Origin of the sequence: Prosthecobacter algae (genome assembly GCF_039542385.1) — a bacterium.
GTDB classification, from domain to species: domain Bacteria; phylum Verrucomicrobiota; class Verrucomicrobiia; order Verrucomicrobiales; family Verrucomicrobiaceae; genus Prosthecobacter; species Prosthecobacter algae.
The window spans coordinates 59,912-76,952 of record NZ_BAABIA010000009.1 but is presented as its reverse complement, the minus strand read 5'-3'; the positions used below and the strand labels follow the sequence as shown (position 1 = coordinate 76,952).

The 17,041-nt window shown below is 57.4% G+C and carries 15 protein-coding genes; 10 read left to right on the top strand and 5 right to left on the bottom strand.

Features of this window, described 5'->3' with window-relative positions; translation table 11 throughout:
• Positions 1–45 precede the first annotated feature (45 nt).
• The 8 genes from rpoC (at position 46) to ABEB25_RS19565 (ending at position 10,968) form a co-directional block, all read left to right on the top strand.
• Entirely contained in the window at positions 46–4,185 is a 4,140-nt protein-coding gene (gene rpoC / locus ABEB25_RS19600; protein WP_345738137.1) for a DNA-directed RNA polymerase subunit beta', read from the top strand.
• A 75-nt stretch (positions 4,186–4,260) separates the two neighbouring features.
• Positions 4,261–4,890, top strand: coding sequence for an alpha/beta fold hydrolase (locus ABEB25_RS19595; protein ID WP_345738136.1), 630 nt, complete (start codon positions 4,261–4,263; stop codon positions 4,888–4,890).
• 59 nt (positions 4,891–4,949) lie between these two features.
• Entirely contained in the window at positions 4,950–6,206 is a 1,257-nt protein-coding gene (locus ABEB25_RS19590) for a PQQ-binding-like beta-propeller repeat protein (RefSeq protein WP_345738135.1), read from the top strand.
• Between the two features lie 305 nt (positions 6,207–6,511).
• On the top strand, positions 6,512–7,927 hold the full coding sequence (locus ABEB25_RS19585) for a tubulin beta chain (protein ID WP_345738134.1): 1,416 nt from the start codon (positions 6,512–6,514) through the stop codon (positions 7,925–7,927).
• 57 nt (positions 7,928–7,984) lie between these two features.
• On the top strand, positions 7,985–9,265 hold the full coding sequence (locus ABEB25_RS19580) for a tubulin beta chain (protein ID WP_345738133.1): 1,281 nt from the start codon (positions 7,985–7,987) through the stop codon (positions 9,263–9,265).
• 30 nt (positions 9,266–9,295) lie between these two features.
• On the top strand, positions 9,296–10,066 hold the full coding sequence (locus ABEB25_RS19575) for a tetratricopeptide repeat protein (protein ID WP_345738132.1): 771 nt from the start codon (positions 9,296–9,298) through the stop codon (positions 10,064–10,066).
• The gene (locus ABEB25_RS19570; protein ID WP_345738131.1) at positions 10,063–10,308 is read left to right on the top strand and encodes a hypothetical protein; all 246 of its coding nucleotides are present in this window, start codon (positions 10,063–10,065) and stop codon (positions 10,306–10,308) included. The genes ABEB25_RS19575 and ABEB25_RS19570 overlap by 4 nt, the downstream gene beginning before the upstream one ends.
• Before the next feature lie 69 nt (positions 10,309–10,377).
• Complete coding sequence (locus tag ABEB25_RS19565) at positions 10,378–10,968, top strand: HAD family hydrolase (protein ID WP_345738130.1); 591 nt, start codon at positions 10,378–10,380, stop codon at positions 10,966–10,968.
• A gap of 1 nt (position 10,969) precedes the next feature.
• Here ABEB25_RS19565 and ABEB25_RS19560 read toward each other — a convergent pair whose 3' ends face one another.
• Together ABEB25_RS19560 and ABEB25_RS19555 are read right to left on the bottom strand one after the other, a co-directional pair.
• On the bottom strand, positions 10,970–11,803 hold the full coding sequence (locus ABEB25_RS19560) for a TrmH family RNA methyltransferase (protein WP_345738129.1): 834 nt from the start codon (positions 11,801–11,803) through the stop codon (positions 10,970–10,972).
• 74 nt (positions 11,804–11,877) lie between these two features.
• On the bottom strand, positions 11,878–12,270 hold the full coding sequence (locus ABEB25_RS19555) for a hypothetical protein (protein WP_345738128.1): 393 nt from the start codon (positions 12,268–12,270) through the stop codon (positions 11,878–11,880).
• A gap of 208 nt (positions 12,271–12,478) precedes the next feature.
• Here ABEB25_RS19555 and argC point away from each other — a divergent pair, with 208 nt between their 5' ends.
• Both argC and argJ read left to right on the top strand, forming a co-directional pair.
• The gene (argC, locus tag ABEB25_RS19550; protein WP_345738127.1) at positions 12,479–13,528 is read left to right on the top strand and encodes an N-acetyl-gamma-glutamyl-phosphate reductase; all 1,050 of its coding nucleotides are present in this window, start codon (positions 12,479–12,481) and stop codon (positions 13,526–13,528) included.
• Entirely contained in the window at positions 13,525–14,814 is a 1,290-nt protein-coding gene (argJ, locus tag ABEB25_RS19545) for a bifunctional glutamate N-acetyltransferase/amino-acid acetyltransferase ArgJ (RefSeq protein ID WP_345738126.1), read from the top strand. Before argC ends, argJ begins: the two co-directional genes overlap by 4 nt.
• A gap of 276 nt (positions 14,815–15,090) precedes the next feature.
• Here argJ and ABEB25_RS19540 read toward each other — a convergent pair whose 3' ends face one another.
• From ABEB25_RS19540 to ABEB25_RS19530, 3 genes are all read right to left on the bottom strand, one after another.
• Positions 15,091–15,918: a hypothetical protein gene (locus ABEB25_RS19540; protein ID WP_345738125.1), complete on the bottom strand. Its 828-nt coding sequence runs from the start codon at positions 15,916–15,918 to the stop codon at positions 15,091–15,093.
• A 3-nt stretch (positions 15,919–15,921) separates the two neighbouring features.
• A complete protein-coding gene (locus ABEB25_RS19535) occupies positions 15,922–16,815 on the bottom strand; it encodes a DUF488 domain-containing protein (protein WP_345738124.1) in 894 nt (297 codons plus the stop codon).
• A gap of 63 nt (positions 16,816–16,878) precedes the next feature.
• Positions 16,879–17,010 carry a hypothetical protein gene (locus ABEB25_RS19530; RefSeq protein WP_345738123.1) on the bottom strand — a complete coding sequence of 44 codons (132 nt, stop codon included), beginning with the start codon at positions 17,008–17,010 and terminating at the stop codon, positions 16,879–16,881.
• Positions 17,011–17,041 lie beyond the last annotated feature (31 nt).

Genomic DNA, 17,041 nt, shown 5'->3' with positions numbered 1-17,041 from the left:
AACCCTGAACCAAGCCAAAAACCCTTAACGCATCAAAAAACGACTATGAATGCTGACGCGAGCTTGAAAGAAATTTTCGGGGAAAAGCCCACCGGTGAAGAGTTTGACTCCGTGTCAATCTGCATCGCTTCTCCAGACCGGATCCGGTCCTGGAGCCACGGGGAAGTGAAAAACCCTGAGACCATTAACTATCGTACGTTCAAACCTGAAAAGGGCGGCCTTTTCTGCGAGCGTATCTTCGGGCCTACCCGTGACTGGGAGTGTGCCTGCGGCAAATACAAGCGCATCAAACACAAGGGCGTGATCTGCGACCGTTGCGGCGTCGAAGTGACGCTGTCCCGCGTGCGTCGTGAGCGCATGGGCCACATTGAGCTCGCCGTGCCGGTGACTCACATCTGGTTCTACAAGTGCATGCCTTCCCGTATCGGCCTCATGCTGGACATGACGGCCCGCAGCCTGGAGCGCGTGATCTATTATGAAGACTACATGGTGGTAGATCAAGGCAGCACTCCGCTGCTGCGTGGTCAGCTTCTCACTGAAGTGGATCTCCGTGAAGCCGAAGAACAGTACGGTGCCGACGCCTTCCGCGTGGGCATGGGTGCTGAGGCCATCCGCGACATCTTCAGCCAGATCAATCTGACCGATGCCATCAAGGACCTCGAGGACGCGATGACCAAGACGCGCTCCAAGCAGATCCGCAAGAAGCTGGCGAAGCGCTTGAAGCTCTGCCAGGGCTTTGCCGAATCGCACAGCCGCCCTGAGGCGATGATCATGGAAGTGCTTCCAGTCATCCCGCCGGACCTTCGTCCGCTGGTGCCGCTGGAAGGTGGCCGCTTTGCGACTTCGGATTTGAACGACCTCTATCGTCGTGTCATCAACCGTAACAACCGTCTGAAGAACCTTCTTCAGCTCCGCACTCCGGATGTTATCATCCGTAACGAGAAGCGCATGCTTCAGGAAGCTGTGGACGCCCTCTTTGACAACGGCCGCCATGGCCGCCCGGTCACAGGCGCAGGTAACCGTCCGCTGAAGTCCCTTTCCGACATGCTCAAGGGCAAGTCCGGTCGTTTCCGTCAGAACTTGCTCGGCAAGCGCGTGGATTACTCCGGTCGTTCCGTTATCGTCATCGGCCCTGACCTCACTCTGAACCAGTGCGGTCTGCCGAAGAAGATGGCCCTCGTCCTGTTCGAGCCTTTCATCATCCGCCGTCTGAAAGAGATGGGCCTGGTGCACACTGTGCGCTCCGCGAAGAAGATGATCGAGCGCCGCACGCCTGAAGTGTGGGACATCCTCGACGAAGTCACCAAGGGACACCCAGTTCTCCTGAACCGTGCGCCTACCCTCCACCGTCTTTCCATCCAGGCTTTCGAGCCGAAGCTGATCGAAGGTGAAGCCATCCGCGTCCATCCCCTGGTTTGCGGTGCTTACAATGCTGACTTCGACGGTGACCAGATGGCCGTTCACGTCCCGCTTTCCATTGAGGCCCAGCTTGAGGCCCGCCTGCTGATGCTGGCGCCGAACAACTTGTTCAGCCCTGCCAGCGGTAAGCCGATCATGACGCCTTCCCAGGACATTCCTCTGGGTTGTTACTTCCTGACTTATCTGCGTGAATTCCCGGATAAGAACAAGAAGAACGAAGGGCCTGAGCGCCTGCCGATCTTCAACGATCCTTCGGAAGTCGAATTCGCCCTGACTGAAGGTGCGCTGAGCGTCAATGACAAGGTGCGTTATCGCAACCCTGACTACCAGCAACCGAAACGCGCGTTTGGTGATCCGACCAAGACCTTCATCGAGACGACGGCTGGCCGTGTGCGCTTCAATGAAATCTGGCCTGAGAAGCTCGGTTTCATCAACAACACTGTTGGTAAGAAACAGATCTCTGACATTATCTGGCGCTGTTTCCAGACCGTCGGCCAGAAGGAAACCGTGGCTTGCCTCGACCGTCTGAAGTCCCTGGGCTTCCGCGAAGCGACGCGCTCTGGTTGTTCCATCGGTATCACGGACATGGTCATTCCTGAAGCCAAGAAAATGGCTCTGGAAAAAGCCTACAAGGAAGTCGAAGACGTCGAGAAGCTTCACCGTCGTGGTCTCATCACGCAGGGTGAGCGCTCCCAGAAGATCATTGACGTTTGGACCCAGGCTGGTGACCAGACGGCTGACGAAGTGTTCCGCACGCTGGAATACAACGAAGGCAAGAAGCATCACAACCCACTTTACGTGATGGTGACGTCCGGTGCCCGTGGTAACCGCACGCAGATCAAGCAGCTCGGCGGGATGCGCGGCCTGATGGCTAAACCTTCCGGTGAGATTATCGAACGTCCGATTACCTCGAACTTCCGCGAAGGTCTGAGCGTACTCGAATACTTCATCTCCACCCACGGTGCCCGTAAGGGTCTGGCGGATACGGCTCTGAAGACGGCTGACTCCGGGTACATGACCCGTAAGCTGGTGGACGTTTCTCAGGACGTGATCGTCACAGAAGACGACTGCGGCACTGTGAATGGCATTACCCTTGCCTCCATCTATCAGGGTGACGAAGAAGTGGTGGACCTGAAGACCCGCGTTTATGGCCGCACAAGCTGCGAAACCATCCACGACCCGGTCACCAAGGAAACCATCATTTCCGCCAACCAGCTCGTGCTTGAGAACGAAGCTGCCCACCTCACCAAAATCGGTGTGGAGAAGCTGAAGATCCGCTCCGTGCTCACTTGCGAAAGCAAGCGTGGTTGCTGTGCGATGTGCTACGGCCTCAGCTTGGCAACGAGCCGTCTGGTGAAAATCGGTGAAGCTGTGGGCATTGTCGCCGCCCAGTCCATCGGTGAGCCCGGAACGCAGTTGACGATGCGTACGTTCCACGTCGGTGGTGTGGCCGTGGGTGCCTTCAAGCAGCCCTTCATTAACGTGAAGAACAGCGGTATCGTGAAGCTGGCCGACATGCGTATGGTGCAGACTCCAGAAGGTCAGTGGATCGCCCTGACCAAGAACGGTGTGCTGGCCATCGTGGACGAAGACGGCCGCGAACTGGAAAGCCACAAGCTGGTGCTGGGTGCCATCATCGCGAAGCCGGACGGCTCCGTGGTGAAGAAAGGCGAGCAGATCGCCACTTGGGATCCATACAACATGCCGATCATCACCGAGAAGTCGGGTAAGATCGAATTCCGCGACATGATCGCCGGGATTACCTTCACGAAAGAGAAGAACGAATCCACAGGCAACGAAGAAACCGTCGTCATCGAGCACAAGGAAGACCTTCACCCGCAGGTGGTGGTGACCAATGCGAAGACGCACGAAGTCCTCGCCAGCTACACAATTCCAGCCGGTGCTCACATCAACGTGAAAAACGGTGAGAAGGTGGAAGCCGGTACGACTCTGGCTAAGACGCCACGTAAGGCGAGCAAGACGAAGGACATCACGGGTGGTCTCCCACGTGTGGCGGAACTCTTCGAAGCCCGTAAGCCGAAGGATGCCTGCGAAATCGCCCGCATCGACGGTGTGGTGGAAATCGGTGGTCTGGTCCGTGGCAAGCGCCGCGTGATCGTGACTGACCAGAAGTCTGGCCAGCAGGAAGAGCACCTCATCCCTCGTAGCAAGCACATCCTGGTCTTCAACGGCGACGTCGTGACCAAGGGTGACCAGCTCACCGACGGACCGGTGGTGCCGCATGAAATCCTTGAGATTCTTGGGCCTCAGGCGCTCCGCGAACATTTGGTGAACGAAGTGCAGGAAGTTTACCGCGCCCAGGGCGTGGAAATTAACGACAAGCACGTCGAAATCATCATCCGTCAGATGCTGCGCAAGGTGAAGATCACGGACACGGGTGATACCGAGTTCCTGTGGGGTGACCAGGTGGACCGCACCGAGTTCGAAAGAGAGAACGAGCGTGTTTCCGAAGAAGGTGGTAAGTCTGCAGAGGCTGAGCCAGTTCTTCTAGGGATCACCAAGGCCTCTTTGGAAACTGAGTCCTTCATCTCGGCGGCTTCCTTCCAGGACACCACTCGCGTGCTCACTGAAGCCTCCACCTTGGCGAAGTCTGACTACCTGCGTGGGTTCAAGGAAAACGTCATCATGGGTCACCTGATCCCTGCTGGTACCGGTTTCATCAGCCATCGTAACTTCGACATCGTCGAGACTGAGAAGTCTCCCGTCGTCGACCAGGACGAAGACTCTGATCTGATGCAGGCCTAATCCCCTCAAAAATTCGCAAGCCCCCTGTCGAGCTGTAAGGCTGGCAGGGGTTTTGTTTTGGGTGTAGAATGCCGAATGTCACTGCACTTCCTGCCGGGGCTGGGAGCCACCTCCGCGTTATATTCGGGTTACTCGTTTCCTTTTCCCATTCACACGCTGGACTATCCGGGTCCACCGCGTCCTGGCTGTGGTTTTGATGAATACTCAGCGTTTTTGATCCAGCGGCAGGGGATCCAGCCGGGAGACAGCTTGGTGGGGGTATCTTTGGGAGGCATGCTGGCCTGTGAGATTTCCAAACAGGTGCCGATCCGAAAGCTCACGCTCATTTCCTCCTGCACTCAGCGACAGCACTTGCATCCACTGCTGACGCATCTTTCCTTTTTAGGACCGCATGTGCCTTGGGGCCGCCTTCAGCGTGTAGCGAGGCCTTTGCCGGGATTGTCGTCGGCCAGAAAGCTGGCCGTGGAAATGTTTCGTGAAGCGGATACGGACTTCGTTCGCTGGGCTTGCTCTTGTGCAGCAGATTGGTCGGGCTTGGCCGAGCATGAGGACTTGGTCAGCATCCATGGCGATCGGGACCCGGTGTTTCCCATTCACCGGCAGCGGGTGCATCACGCGATTGCAGGTGGCGATCATTTGATGATTATCAGTCGGCGGACGGAGATTTTGCCTCTACTGCTGGAGCGGCATGGAGGAGAAGGCTGAGGGGTTTGTAGGTTTGGGGCATCTTGCAAGAATGCATCTACTGTGGACGATGGGTGTTCATGAAACTTTTCGCCTCGGTCGTTTTGGGAGCCTTCTGCTTGGTCGCAGGTCTGCATGCTGAAAATTGGCCCATGTGGCGAGGCGTGCAGGGGGATGGAACCACGGTGGAGAGTGGGCTGCCTACGACATGGGGGGCGGAGCAAAATGTGCGCTGGAAGATCGCCCTGCCAGATCGCGGCAATTCCACGCCGGTCGTGTGGAAGGATCAGGTGTTCATCACCCAGGCCATCGAAAAGACTGGCCAGCGGCTGTTGCTGAGCCTGGACCGCAAAACGGGCAAGCAGCTTTGGGAAGCCGGCACGATCTATCGCGAGCCGGAGTTGACGCATGGGACGAACCCTTATTGTGCGGGGTCTCCAGCCACGGATGGGGAACGTGTCATCGTCTTTTTTGCCTCCGCCGGTGTCTTTTGCTATGACCTCAAAGGCAAGGAACTGTGGAAGCGCACGGACCTGGGCAAGCATCATCACATTTGGGGCAGTGGTACCTCGCCGGTCATCGTGGGAAACCGGGTGTTTTTAAACTTCGGTCCCGGGGAAAAAACGACGCTGTATGCCTTTGATAAAGTCACCGGAAAGACCCTGTGGCAGCATGAGGAGCCGGGCGGTGCCTCAGGTGAAGGCAAGGAGAAAAAGTGGCTGGGTTCCTGGGCGGATCCTATGGTGAGAACCGTGGGCAGCCGGGAAGAGCTCTTTCTTTCCTATCCTGGACGTGTGGCGGCGTTTGATCCTGCCACGGGCAAGGAATGGTGGACCTGCGAAGGGCTGAACCCGCTGGTTTATAACTCGCCCTTGTTTGCGGAGGGACAGGTCATCGCCTTTGGCGGTTATGGGGGCATGGGGCTTTCCGTCAGGGCGGGCGGGCAGGGGGACGTGACCAAAACGCATCGTCTCTGGCACTTGCCCAAGGTGAGCCAGCGCATCGGCTCAGGCGTGGTTCATCAGGGGCATCACTACATCCTCAGCGATGGAGGCATCGCGGAATGCCGGGATCTGAAAACGGGGCAGATGGTGTGGAACGAACGGCTGAAGGGGCCTGGACCGACGGGGCAAAACTGGTCTTCCCTGGTGCTGACAGCAGACGGCCAGTGCTATGCCATCAATCAGGGCGGGGATGCCTTTGTTTTCAGGGCCAGCCCAAAATTTGAACTGCTGGCTACCAATTCACTCGGGGAAAAAGTCATCGGTTCCATGGCGGTGAGTGATGGCCAGCTTTTCATTCGCGGCTACAAGCACCTCTGGTGTATCGGTAAATAGTCTAATAGTGATATAGGCAATAAGCTGGAAATAGCAGCTTGGATCGTCTGCAAAAAGCTGTACTGTGGCAGTCATTGCGGAGCGCTGGTTTCGCCTAAGTTAATACCTATTAGATGTCCAATTCCTTGGCCTGCCTAGTTTTCTGATATTCAAGGTTTTGAGAGCAGGCTGGGTAAAAACTTTGCCAAACTTCTATGCATATTGGGATCATTCTTGCTATCACTGGCTGAAACGTCTTTATTTTGAGGGTTAATGTTGCAAACATTCTCAAACATAATAGAAAAGATTGAAATTCCAGTCACTGAATGAAGGTCAACAACACCATTGTCGTTTCGATAGGTCAGGCAGGTAACCAGATTGCGGCTTCTTTTTGGAAGACAGTCTGTCAGGAACACGGAATCGATCCGCTGACCGGACAGACTGCCCCAGGGGCCGCACCGAAGGGGAACTGGAGTTCCTTTTTCTCAAAACTGGGGGAGGCTTCTTCGGGCAGTTATGTGCCGCGTGCCATCATGGTGGATCTGGAGCCGAGCGTGATTGACAGCGTGAAGGCAACCAGTGGTTCACTTTTCAATCCGGCCAACCTGATCTCCCGCACGGAAGGTGCAGGGGGCAATTTTGCCGTGGGTTACTTGGGGGCCGGCCGTGAGGTGCTGCCCGAGGTGATGGGGCGGCTGGATTATGAAATTGATAAATGTGACAACGTGGGTGGCATCATCGTGCTGCACGCCATCGGCGGCGGAACGGGGTCGGGCTTTGGGTCGCTATTGATCGAGTCGCTGAAAGAGAAGTATGGCGAAATTCCGGTGCTTAGCTGCGCGGTGCTGCCGTCTCCCCAGGTGTCTTCGGTGGTGACGGAGCCTTACAACACGGTCTTTGCGTTGAACACACTTCGTCGTTCGGCCGATGCCTGCTTGATCTTTGACAATGAGGCCCTGTTTGAGCTGGCCCACCGCAAATGGAACATTGAGAGCCCGACGGTGGACGATCTGAACCTGTTGATCACGGAAGCTTTGGCTGGCATCACGGCCTCCATGCGTTTTAGCGGATTTCTGACGGTGGAAATCAGTCTGCGTGAGCTGCTGACGAACTTGGTTCCCCAGCCTTCGCTGCATTTCCTGATGTGTGCCTTTGCACCGCTGACGCCTCCAGACCGCAGCAAGTTTGAGGAACAGGGCATTGAAGATATGATCAAGTCTCTGTTCGACAATGGTTCTGTCTTTGCGGCCTGCTCCCCGATGGAAGGCCGCTTCCTCAGCACTGCGGTTCTCTACCGTGGCATCATGGAGGACAAGCCGCAGGCAGATGCCGCGCTGGCAGCGATGCGTGAAAAGCTGCCGCTGACTTATTGGATTCCCACGGCTTTCAAAATTGGTTACGTGGAGCAGTCGGGCATCTCGCATCGCAAGAGCATGGTGCTGCTAGCGAACAACACGGAAATCGCCCGTGTGCTCGACCGGATCTGCCACAACTTTGACAAGCTTTGGCAGCGCAAGGCCTTCGCCAACTGGTACCTCAATGAAGGCATGTCTGAGGAGCAGATCAATGCCCTGCGCGCCTCGGCCCAGGAACTGGTGCAGAGCTACCAAGTGGCCGAAGAGAGCGGAGCCAAGGCCAAGGTGCAGGATACCGCTGGCGAAACCAGCCTGCGCGCTGCTGCGGCGAGTGATGATGCGCGTGGTTCCATGAGCCTGCGTGACCTTGTGGACCGCCGCCGTTAGGCCGCTGTCTGGCACCTTCAGAGCAACCGTTTCAAGAACCATCCCGGAGAACAAACAGTGAGAGAGATTTTAAGCATTCACGTCGGACAGTGTGGCAATCAGATCGCAGACAGCTTTTGGAGGCTGGCACTGCGTGAGCATGGCCTTACGGAAGCAGGCACCTTGAAGGAAGGCAGCAATGCTGCGGCTAATTCCAACATGGAAGTCTTCTTTCACAAGGTGCGCGATGGCAAGTACGTGCCACGTGCCGTGCTGGTGGATCTGGAGCCTGGTGTCATCGCCCGTATCGAAGGTGGGGATATGTCCCAGCTTTTTGATGAGAGCAGCATCGTGCGGAAGATCCCAGGTGCGGCGAACAACTGGGCGCGTGGCTACAATGTGGAGGGTGAGAAGGTCATCGACCAGATCATGAACGTGATTGACAGCGCGGTGGAGAAAACCAAGGGGCTGCAGGGCTTCCTGATGACGCACTCCATCGGTGGTGGTTCAGGCTCGGGTCTCGGCTCGCTGATCCTGGAGCGCCTGCGCCAGGCCTATCCGAAAAAGCGCATCTTCACTTTCTCCGTGGTACCTTCGCCGCTGATCTCGGACTCCGCTGTGGAGCCCTACAATGCCATCCTCACCCTGCAGCGCATTTTGGACAATGCGGATGGGGCGGTGCTGCTGGACAATGAGGCCCTGTTCCGCATCGCCAAATCGAAGCTGAACCGCAGCCCGAACTACATGGACCTGAACAACATCATCGCGCTGATTGTCAGTTCGGTGACGGCGTCTTTGCGGTTTCCGGGCAAGCTGAATACGGACTTGAGCGAATTTGTCACCAATCTGGTGCCGTTCCCGGGCAACCACTTCTTGACCGCCAGCTTTGCGCCGATGCGCGGTGCCGGGCAGGAAGGGCAGGTGCGGACGAATTTTCCGGATCTGGCGCGCGAAACCTTTTCGCAGGATAACTTCACGGCGGCCATTGACTGGCAGCAGGGGGTCTATCTGGCGGCGAGTGCGCTTTTCCGTGGGGATATCAAGGCGAAGGACGTGGATGAAAACATGGCCACCATCCGCAAGTCCCTGAACTATGCGAGCTACATGCCCTCCTCGGGCGGGCTGAAGCTGGGGTATGCGGAAACAGCGCCTGGAGGTTTTGCCTCGAGCGGTCTGGCCCTGGTGAATCACACCGGCATCGCGGCTGTCTTTGAGCGTCTGATTGCGCAGTTCGACATCATGTTTGACAATCATGCCTACACGCATTGGTATGAGAACGCGGGGGTTTCCCGTGACATGATGGCGAAGGCGCGCAACCAGATCGCCAACCTTGCCCAATCCTACCGCGACGCGAGTTGATCCCGGTCACGGTTTAGCCTATTCTTCATTGTGGACCCCAACCTGGAGCGTCAGATTGCCGCCGCCTCGCGCAGTGTGGAGGAGGCGCGTCGTGTTGCCTACCATGATTCTTCCCGAGTCGGGACGCTGGTGGAGCAGATCAGCGTTTTGGCAGATTTGCGGCAAAAGGAGGGGGAATTTCGCAAGGCGGAGTCGCTTTATCGGGAGGCTCTTTTTCGCGCCCAGGAACCTCGCAAGCCGGATGCTGAACTGCTCACGGGCATTCACTCGCTGCTGGCGCATCTGTATGATCGCTGGGGCCGTGCAGATCAAGCTGCGGAATATTACCAAAAGGCACTGAAGATCGCCGAACAAGGAGGCATCGCCAACAGTGATAAGGTGGCCACCATCAAGAACAATCTGGCGATGATCTTCAAGCAGACACGGGATTACACGAAGGCGGAGCAATACTACCAGGAGGCGCTGGATATCTTCCAACTTACGGATGGGGATCGTAGTGCCCGGGTGGCCTCCGTGTATAACAATCTGGGGGTGCTTTATTACGCGAATCTGGACGTGGAAAATGCCCAGCAGATGCATGAACATGCGCTGAGTATCCGCGAAAATTTGGCCACGGACCAAATGGATCCGGCCGATCTTTCCCAGACCTACATCAACCTGGGGGCCGTGTACAAAGCGTCGGGGGATTTTCAGAAAGCGGAGGCCTGTGTGGACCGTGCCAAGAAGATCCGTGCGAGCATGAACGGGTATCACCCAAACCCACGCCGGGCTGCGGCTCTGTTGATCGATAAATCGCTGTGAATCCTGAATTTGCCACCCTTCACACTCTGCTGCGTCAGAGGCTGGAAACCATTGCAGATCATGCCTTTCGCGACCGTGACCCAGCGGCACATCTGGCGGAATTGCAGCGCGTGTCGGAAGCTTTGAGCGCGGAGCATGTCCGGTTAAAACCAGTGCTGCCGGCCCGCCTGAATCACTTCCTAACGCAGTCCAGCCTGACCAAGGCCCTGGACTACCTAGAAGACCGTGGGGAAGGGCACTGAGGGACGAGGGGGAACCACGAGGCATTCGACATCAGAGCCGTCCTGGTATAAGGAAGGCATACCCTCCTCATGCTCGAGATTCCTGACTACCCCTTTCGCGCCTACATCTTTGATTGTGACGGCACCCTGGTGGACTCCATGCCGAAGCACTACGAAGCTTGGCTTGCCTCGCTGAAGCTGCACGGTGCGCCCTTTGATTTTACCGAAGAGTTCTTCTATGCCCGTGCGGGTGTTCGGGAGCAGGATGTGGTGATGGAACTCAATGAGCAGTATGGCAGTGCCATTGATCCCGACGCCGTCGCGGAATCCAAAGTGGAGATGTTTTTGAAGATCATCCCGCAGATGGAGGCGATCAAGCCCGTGGCGGATTTTGCCCGTTCTCTGGAAGGCAAGTTTCCGATGGCTGTCGCCTCGGGCAGTGAGGAGATCATCGTGCGCGGCTGTCTGGCCGCCAGCGGGCTGCTGCATCTGTTCCCGGTCATCGTGACGCCTGCGTATGTGAAGCGTGGTAAACCTGCGCCGGATATGTTTCTGCTCGCGGCTGAAAAGCTGGGTGTGGACCCGAAGGAATGCCTGGTGCTGGAAGATGGTCAGGCGGGCATCGTGGCGGCAGAGGCGGCGGGTATGCAGTGGGCCTTTGTGCCGCGCACGCTCCGCTGAATCACCGGCGCTGACGGGCGGCCTCAAACAGCATGACGGCACCAGCGGCGGCGACGTTTAGCGACTCCACCCCTGCATGCATGGGGATGCGAAGACGAACGTCGCACTGCTGCATCAGCTCTGGGGCCACACCTCGCCCCTCATTGCCTAACAAAAGAAGCGTAGGCTGCTGCCAATCGTAGTCGGTGTAATCCATTTCGCCTTCACCCGCAGCAGCGACGATCTTGAAACCCTGATTTACCTGCAAGGCGTTGAGGTCTGCTGCGCTGGCATTTTCCAGCAGGGGCAGGCGGAAGGCGGAGCCCATGGAGCTGCGCAGAACTTTGGGAGAGAATGCATCGGCACTGCCTTTGAGAGAGACGATGCCGCCGACGCCAGCGGCCTCGGCGGTGCGAATGAGGGTGCCGAGATTGCCAGGATCCTGCAGGCGATCCAGGCCCAGCAGCAGAGTGCTATTTTTTTGCCAGGCTCCTGTGGTCTGCTGGGCAGGGCGGCGTGCGATGAGGATGATGCCCTGGCTCTGCACCGTGTCACTCATGGCCCGGATGATGTCCGTGGTGGTGGTGAAGTGCGGCACTGAATTTTGTTCCAGCCGTTTTAGGAGTGCGACCAGACGTGACTCGGCTGGGTCAAGAGAATCGGAAAAACAGACTTCAATGGTTAGGCTGGAGTTCACTGCTTCCTCAGCTAGGCGCAGGCCCTCAATGAAGATCAGACCGGGCTCACGACCATCGCGGACACGGCGGGCGTGTTTGATCTTTTCATTGCTGGCACTGGTGATCTGCATGGTGCTGCGGATAGCGCAGCCGGGGCGGTGGGTCCATGAAGAAGTCACGGGATGCCCCTCACAAAAAGAAAGCCAGCCTCCCGCCATTGGCAGAAGACTGGCTCTTTTTTCCGGGGGGAGGGTTAAGCCTTGAGTAGGCCGGCAAAAGCGCGGCGACCGGCGAAGAGCAGGTAGGCAGAAAGGGCTGTGATGAGCAGCACCGGTGGCTCAAACAGGCCCGCGCCCTTGGTCAGGAAGACATGGAAGGCGAGGATGTTGACGACGATGGGGCCGAGGATGAGCAGGCCGATGTTGCGGGTCTTCGGCAGGGCCACCAGGAGACCGCCGGTGATTTCAAGCACCTTCACAAAGGCGAGGTAGCCCGTGGGGAAGAGCGCGGCCATGAAAAGCTTGTGCGGGGCGTCAGCGGGGGAGGGATCCGCAGGCATGGGGATGAAATTGAAGAAGAAATTCAGGCCAAAGGTGATAAACAGAAGGCCCAGAAGGGCGCCAGCGGCGGTAGGTGCGTGTTTCATAGCGGTGAGGTTTTGACTTGTTGTTGATCGGATGATTGTCGTTGTTGACATACGATCACTCGCCGAGCGGCCCACACCTCTCCAATGCAGCCTCCTTGGTCTCAGCATGACGGCGGGGCATGGTGGCTGAGTTTTGTGGCCATTCGTCACAGACAACTCAAATCTGGTCTTGCGAGACGGGCGCAGGGGCGCATACTTCGCCCTCCCGATGTTAGACAAAGTCAAAGTTGCCGTCCTTGGTGCGAGTGGTTATTCAGGCATTGAACTGCTGAAGCTGCTGCTGCGCCATCCTCATGCCGAGCTGGTAGCGGTGACTTCGCGCACGCTCGCTGGTAAAGCCCTCTCGGCGGAGTTCCCCCGCTTCCGCAAAGTGGGCGTGGCGGATACGCTGACTTTCACGAACCCGGATGTCGCGACCCTGAAGGAGAGTGGCGCACAAATTGCCTTTCTGGCCCTGCCTCATGGGGTGTCTGTGGAGTATGCCAAACCGCTGCTGGAGGCGGGCATCAAGGTCATCGATCTGAGTGCTGACTTCCGTCTGCGCAGTGCCGAAGTGTACAAGGAATTTTATGCGCATGAACATCCCGCACCTGAGCTGCTGGATGAGGCGGTGTATGCCCTGCCTGAAGTGCGTGCAGAAGAGATCAAAAAGGCACGTCTCATCGCCTGCCCAGGCTGCTACCCCACAAGCATCTTGCTGCCGCTGATCCCGCTGCTGAAGGCAGGGCTGCTGACGGAAGATCCACTAGCAGTTTCCAGCATGAGCGGGGCCAGTGGGGCGGGGCGGAATGCTAGCATCCCGCTACTGTTTTGTGAGATCCAGAACAGCCTGCGTAGCTACAGTGTCCCCCAGCATCGCCACTTGAGCGAAGTCGGCCAGGAACTGGAGATCGCCGCCGGACGTCCGGTGCGGTTGTCCTTTGTGCCCCATCTGGTGCCTGTGTTTGCGGGTATTTGCACCACCATCTTTGCGACACCGAAACCGGGTGTGACGATTGAGCAGGTGGAAGCTGTATTGAATAACGCTTACGCCGACCAGACCTTCATCCGTCTGCTGGGCAAGAATCAGAGCCCGGATACGAAGCATGTGATGGGGACGAACTTTGTGGATATCGGCTGGGCCATGGACACACGGGCGGGCCGCCTGATTTTGATGAGTGCCGAAGACAACATCGGTAAAGGCGCTTCCAGCCAGGCGGTGCAGAATATGAACCTAGTGTGTGGCTTTGACCCTGCTGCAGGACTTTTGAGTGTATGAGCGACGATTTCTTTGATCCCTTCCGCGAGGTGCGGGTGCCATTTAAAATCATTGACGGTGGGGTGACGGCTGCGCGCGGATTTCGTGCGGGGGCCATCTCCTGCGGCATCAAGAATCCAGAGGTCACACGCCTGGATCTGATGCTGTTGACCTCCGATGTGCCCACGGTGACGGATGCGGTCTTTACGACGAACAAGGTCCGTGCGGCCTGCGTGCGTGTGTCCCAGCAGCACATCAAGGACAGCGATGTGCGTGCCATCATTGCCAACAGCGGCAATGCCAATGCCTGCACGGGGCCCCAGGGCATCCAGGATGCGAAGGCCATGTGCAAGGCCACGGCGGAAGCGCTGGGCATCCGCATGCGCCAGGTGCAGGTGTGCTCCACCGGCATCATCGGCATGAACATGCCCATCCAGCGCATCACTCCCCGAGTGAAAGAACTGGCGGAAATACTCACGCCCACAGGTTCTGACGATGCCTCACGGGCGATCATGACCAGCGATACGAAGCCGAAGAGCTACTCCATCGAAGTACCCTGCGGGGACGGGAGTTTCCGCATCGGTGGCATTGCCAAAGGCGCGGGAATGATCTGCCCGAACATGGCGACGATGCTGTGCTTCATCACGACCGATGCGAAGATTTCTCCCGATGAACTGAAGCGGGCCATGCGCAGTGCGGTGGATCAGTCGTTCAACTGCATCACCATTGATGGTGATACGAGCACAAACGATACCGTCATTGTGATGAGCAACGGCATGGCCGAATGCCCACCGATTAAAAAAGGCAGTGACGAGGCGAAGATCTTCCGCTGTGCGCTGCATAAAGTGATGCTGGAGCTGGCGAAGATGATCGTGAGCGATGGTGAGCGCGTAACGAAGTTTGTGGAGATCCGCGTGCGCAATGCCCGCACCCATGCCGATGCGAAAAAGGCGGCGGAAGCGGTGGCGAAGTCCATGCTGGTGAAGTGCTCCTGGCATGGCAGCGACCCGAACTGGGGACGTGTGATCCATGCCGTGGGTTACTCTGGCGCGCGCCTGAGGGAGGAACTCATTGATATTTACTTCGGCGGCCTCATTGCCTGCAAAGGCGGCCTAACCACGAATACGCCCGTGAGCGAGCTTGAGAAGGTGGTGAAGGAACCACGCTTCTCCGTGACGATTGATCTCAATCAAGGCAGTGCCAATCACATTGTTTACACCAGTGACCTGTCTGAGGAATACGTGGACTTTAACAGCAGCGAGTATTCGGCTGCGATCCATGCGAAGCGTCAGAAGGGGCTGGCTTGAGGTCAGGGCCGAGGGGGACCTTCGACGGTGGATACAACCCCTTTGGGGTTGATCGCGGGGACGGGATGTGGCGTGGTTGTGACCCAGGGTTGTGCCAACCCTGGGCTTAATTCCGCAAGCCCGTTGGGCTTGCTTGGGTGTTTCGTCCATGTGTGAATCTTCGTATTTCCGGGTGTTCCTTCAAGGGTATTCGCAGGTGCCGAGGAACCATTTCGCAAGGATATAAGCTTCGGTTGTCATGTTTTGTCATGCGATAGCTTCTCTGAAGCATCGGTCTCAGCCAAACAGATCAAGCTCCGCCTGCTGTTGGATCGGAGGATAAAATACGCCTATGATCACAAAGGGATTGTTTGCCCAGCGGTCATATTTTTTGGTCGTGCCAAGGTAGAGATAGAGATCCTTCGTGGCGAACTCGGTAAGGTACTTCTGCCGGACTTTCTCGACCGCTTCCGCGGGAGATTTGGAGGTCTTGAGGCAGTTCCAGTAGAGCTCGCCGATCTCCCAGTCCTCGATCATCATGGTGCTCCGTTTGCCAGCATCGTCTTCCAGGGTGTATGAAAACTTCCAGGGCAGTTTCCGAATCAAGGCGGCGAGGTCCGCCCCTTTCCAACCGGAGAAAAGGTCTCCCTGGCTTGCCAGGGCATCCACAGCGGCCAGCTTTTCATCTCCCCAGTCCGCCTTGTCTGCCTCCGCTTTGAAGTCGATAATCTTCGCGGGTTTGAAGGTGGCGATGGATAGGACGCCCTGTTTGTTCGCCTCGATCAGCTCCGTGAGGTTGGTATGCACGGTGCCGCGTTTCAGAATCCATTGCCGCCGCTCGCGCCAGTGATCGCCGGTGGAGAGCTCCTCCCCGGTCAGGTTCAGCGTGTCCGTGTTCACCTTGTGGCTTTCCGGGCGGGCATCCTTGTGATTTCGGACGATTTCCGCTTCGATGAAGCTGTACTTGGGAAACCTCTGGTAGGCTTCGAGCTGGCGAAAGGGCACGGGATAGATGCGAATCCAGGAGCCGTCCTGCCTCAGTCCGGCGGTGCAGACCAGCTCACCGTATTTCGCCGACAGCGTCGGGTAGGTTTTGACGGTGATCAGGATCCGCTCCGTGGGCATGGGTCAGATATGCTGAGGTTCCGGGCAGTCCTTGAGCAGGCGTTTCATCTCATCGGCCACGCAGTGGCGGTGGCAGCACTGGTGATCCTTTTCAAAGCAGGTCAGGGCGATGCGATCGTATTGCTTCAGCAGGGTTCCCAGCTCCTCAATCGCCTGTCGGGCCTGGGGCAGGTCTTCTTGGCGGTAATCAACAAACAGGGCCTGATAGTCGGCTAGCGTGTTCAGCTCCTGGCGGCGGTGGCCGGGGATGCCGAGTTCCGGCAGGTGCCGGTATTCGATGCCGACTTTGGCGCAGTAGCTGGAAAGCGGGCCTTTGGAGAAGCCCGTCTTCCGACTCAGTGGATTGCGGCGCACGTCACACAGCAGTTTCACGCCATGACGGATCAGGCGCTCCAGGTAGCCATCCACGCTGTCGCCCTCATAGCCGATGGTGAAAAGAGCCTGGCCGCTGTGGGCCGGGCATGCGTCACGGATGGTTTTCTGATCCACCTTGGCTGGAAAGACGCGGTCCAGGATCTCGCTCTTAATAGCATAGTATGGATGAAGCCGATAGACACGGCGCACCAAGTCATGCCCCCTTTCCGGTACCATCCGAGTCACAAAGTGGGTCATCTCCGCCTTCCGCTTCGGGTCAAGGTAGGGCTGGGCTTTGGGCGTCAGCTTCCACGAACTATCGTCAGACTCAAACAGCAGACCCTTGTGCTCGAGCACCGCCCGGTCTGCATAGGATTGGAACGAAAAGCAGCCGAACCGATAGGGCACGAATTGAAAGCTCGGTTCCGCCTCATTCTGCCGGGAGTAGAGGAAGAGGAGTTTTTGTAGGTCCGTGGCCGCCAGTTCACCGCCCGCCGCATGGACAAGATCGAGCAGGAGCTTCTGGCGTTTGTAGAGCATCATGAATGGAGATTTCGTGGAATGGATTTCCTTCCTCCTTCAGAAGGCACCCAGACGCCTCGCATTTTACCGCGCTTCTTCAGGATGGGAACAGCCATCTTCTGGAGTACGGACTTTCTGATCCATGGGCATTCGCGCCAGTTCTTGACGGCGTTGCTGTTTGGCGGCCAGGGCAGCGTTTAGGGCGTTGGATTCCATGCATTGAATCGCGCGGTCAGTGGACGCATCT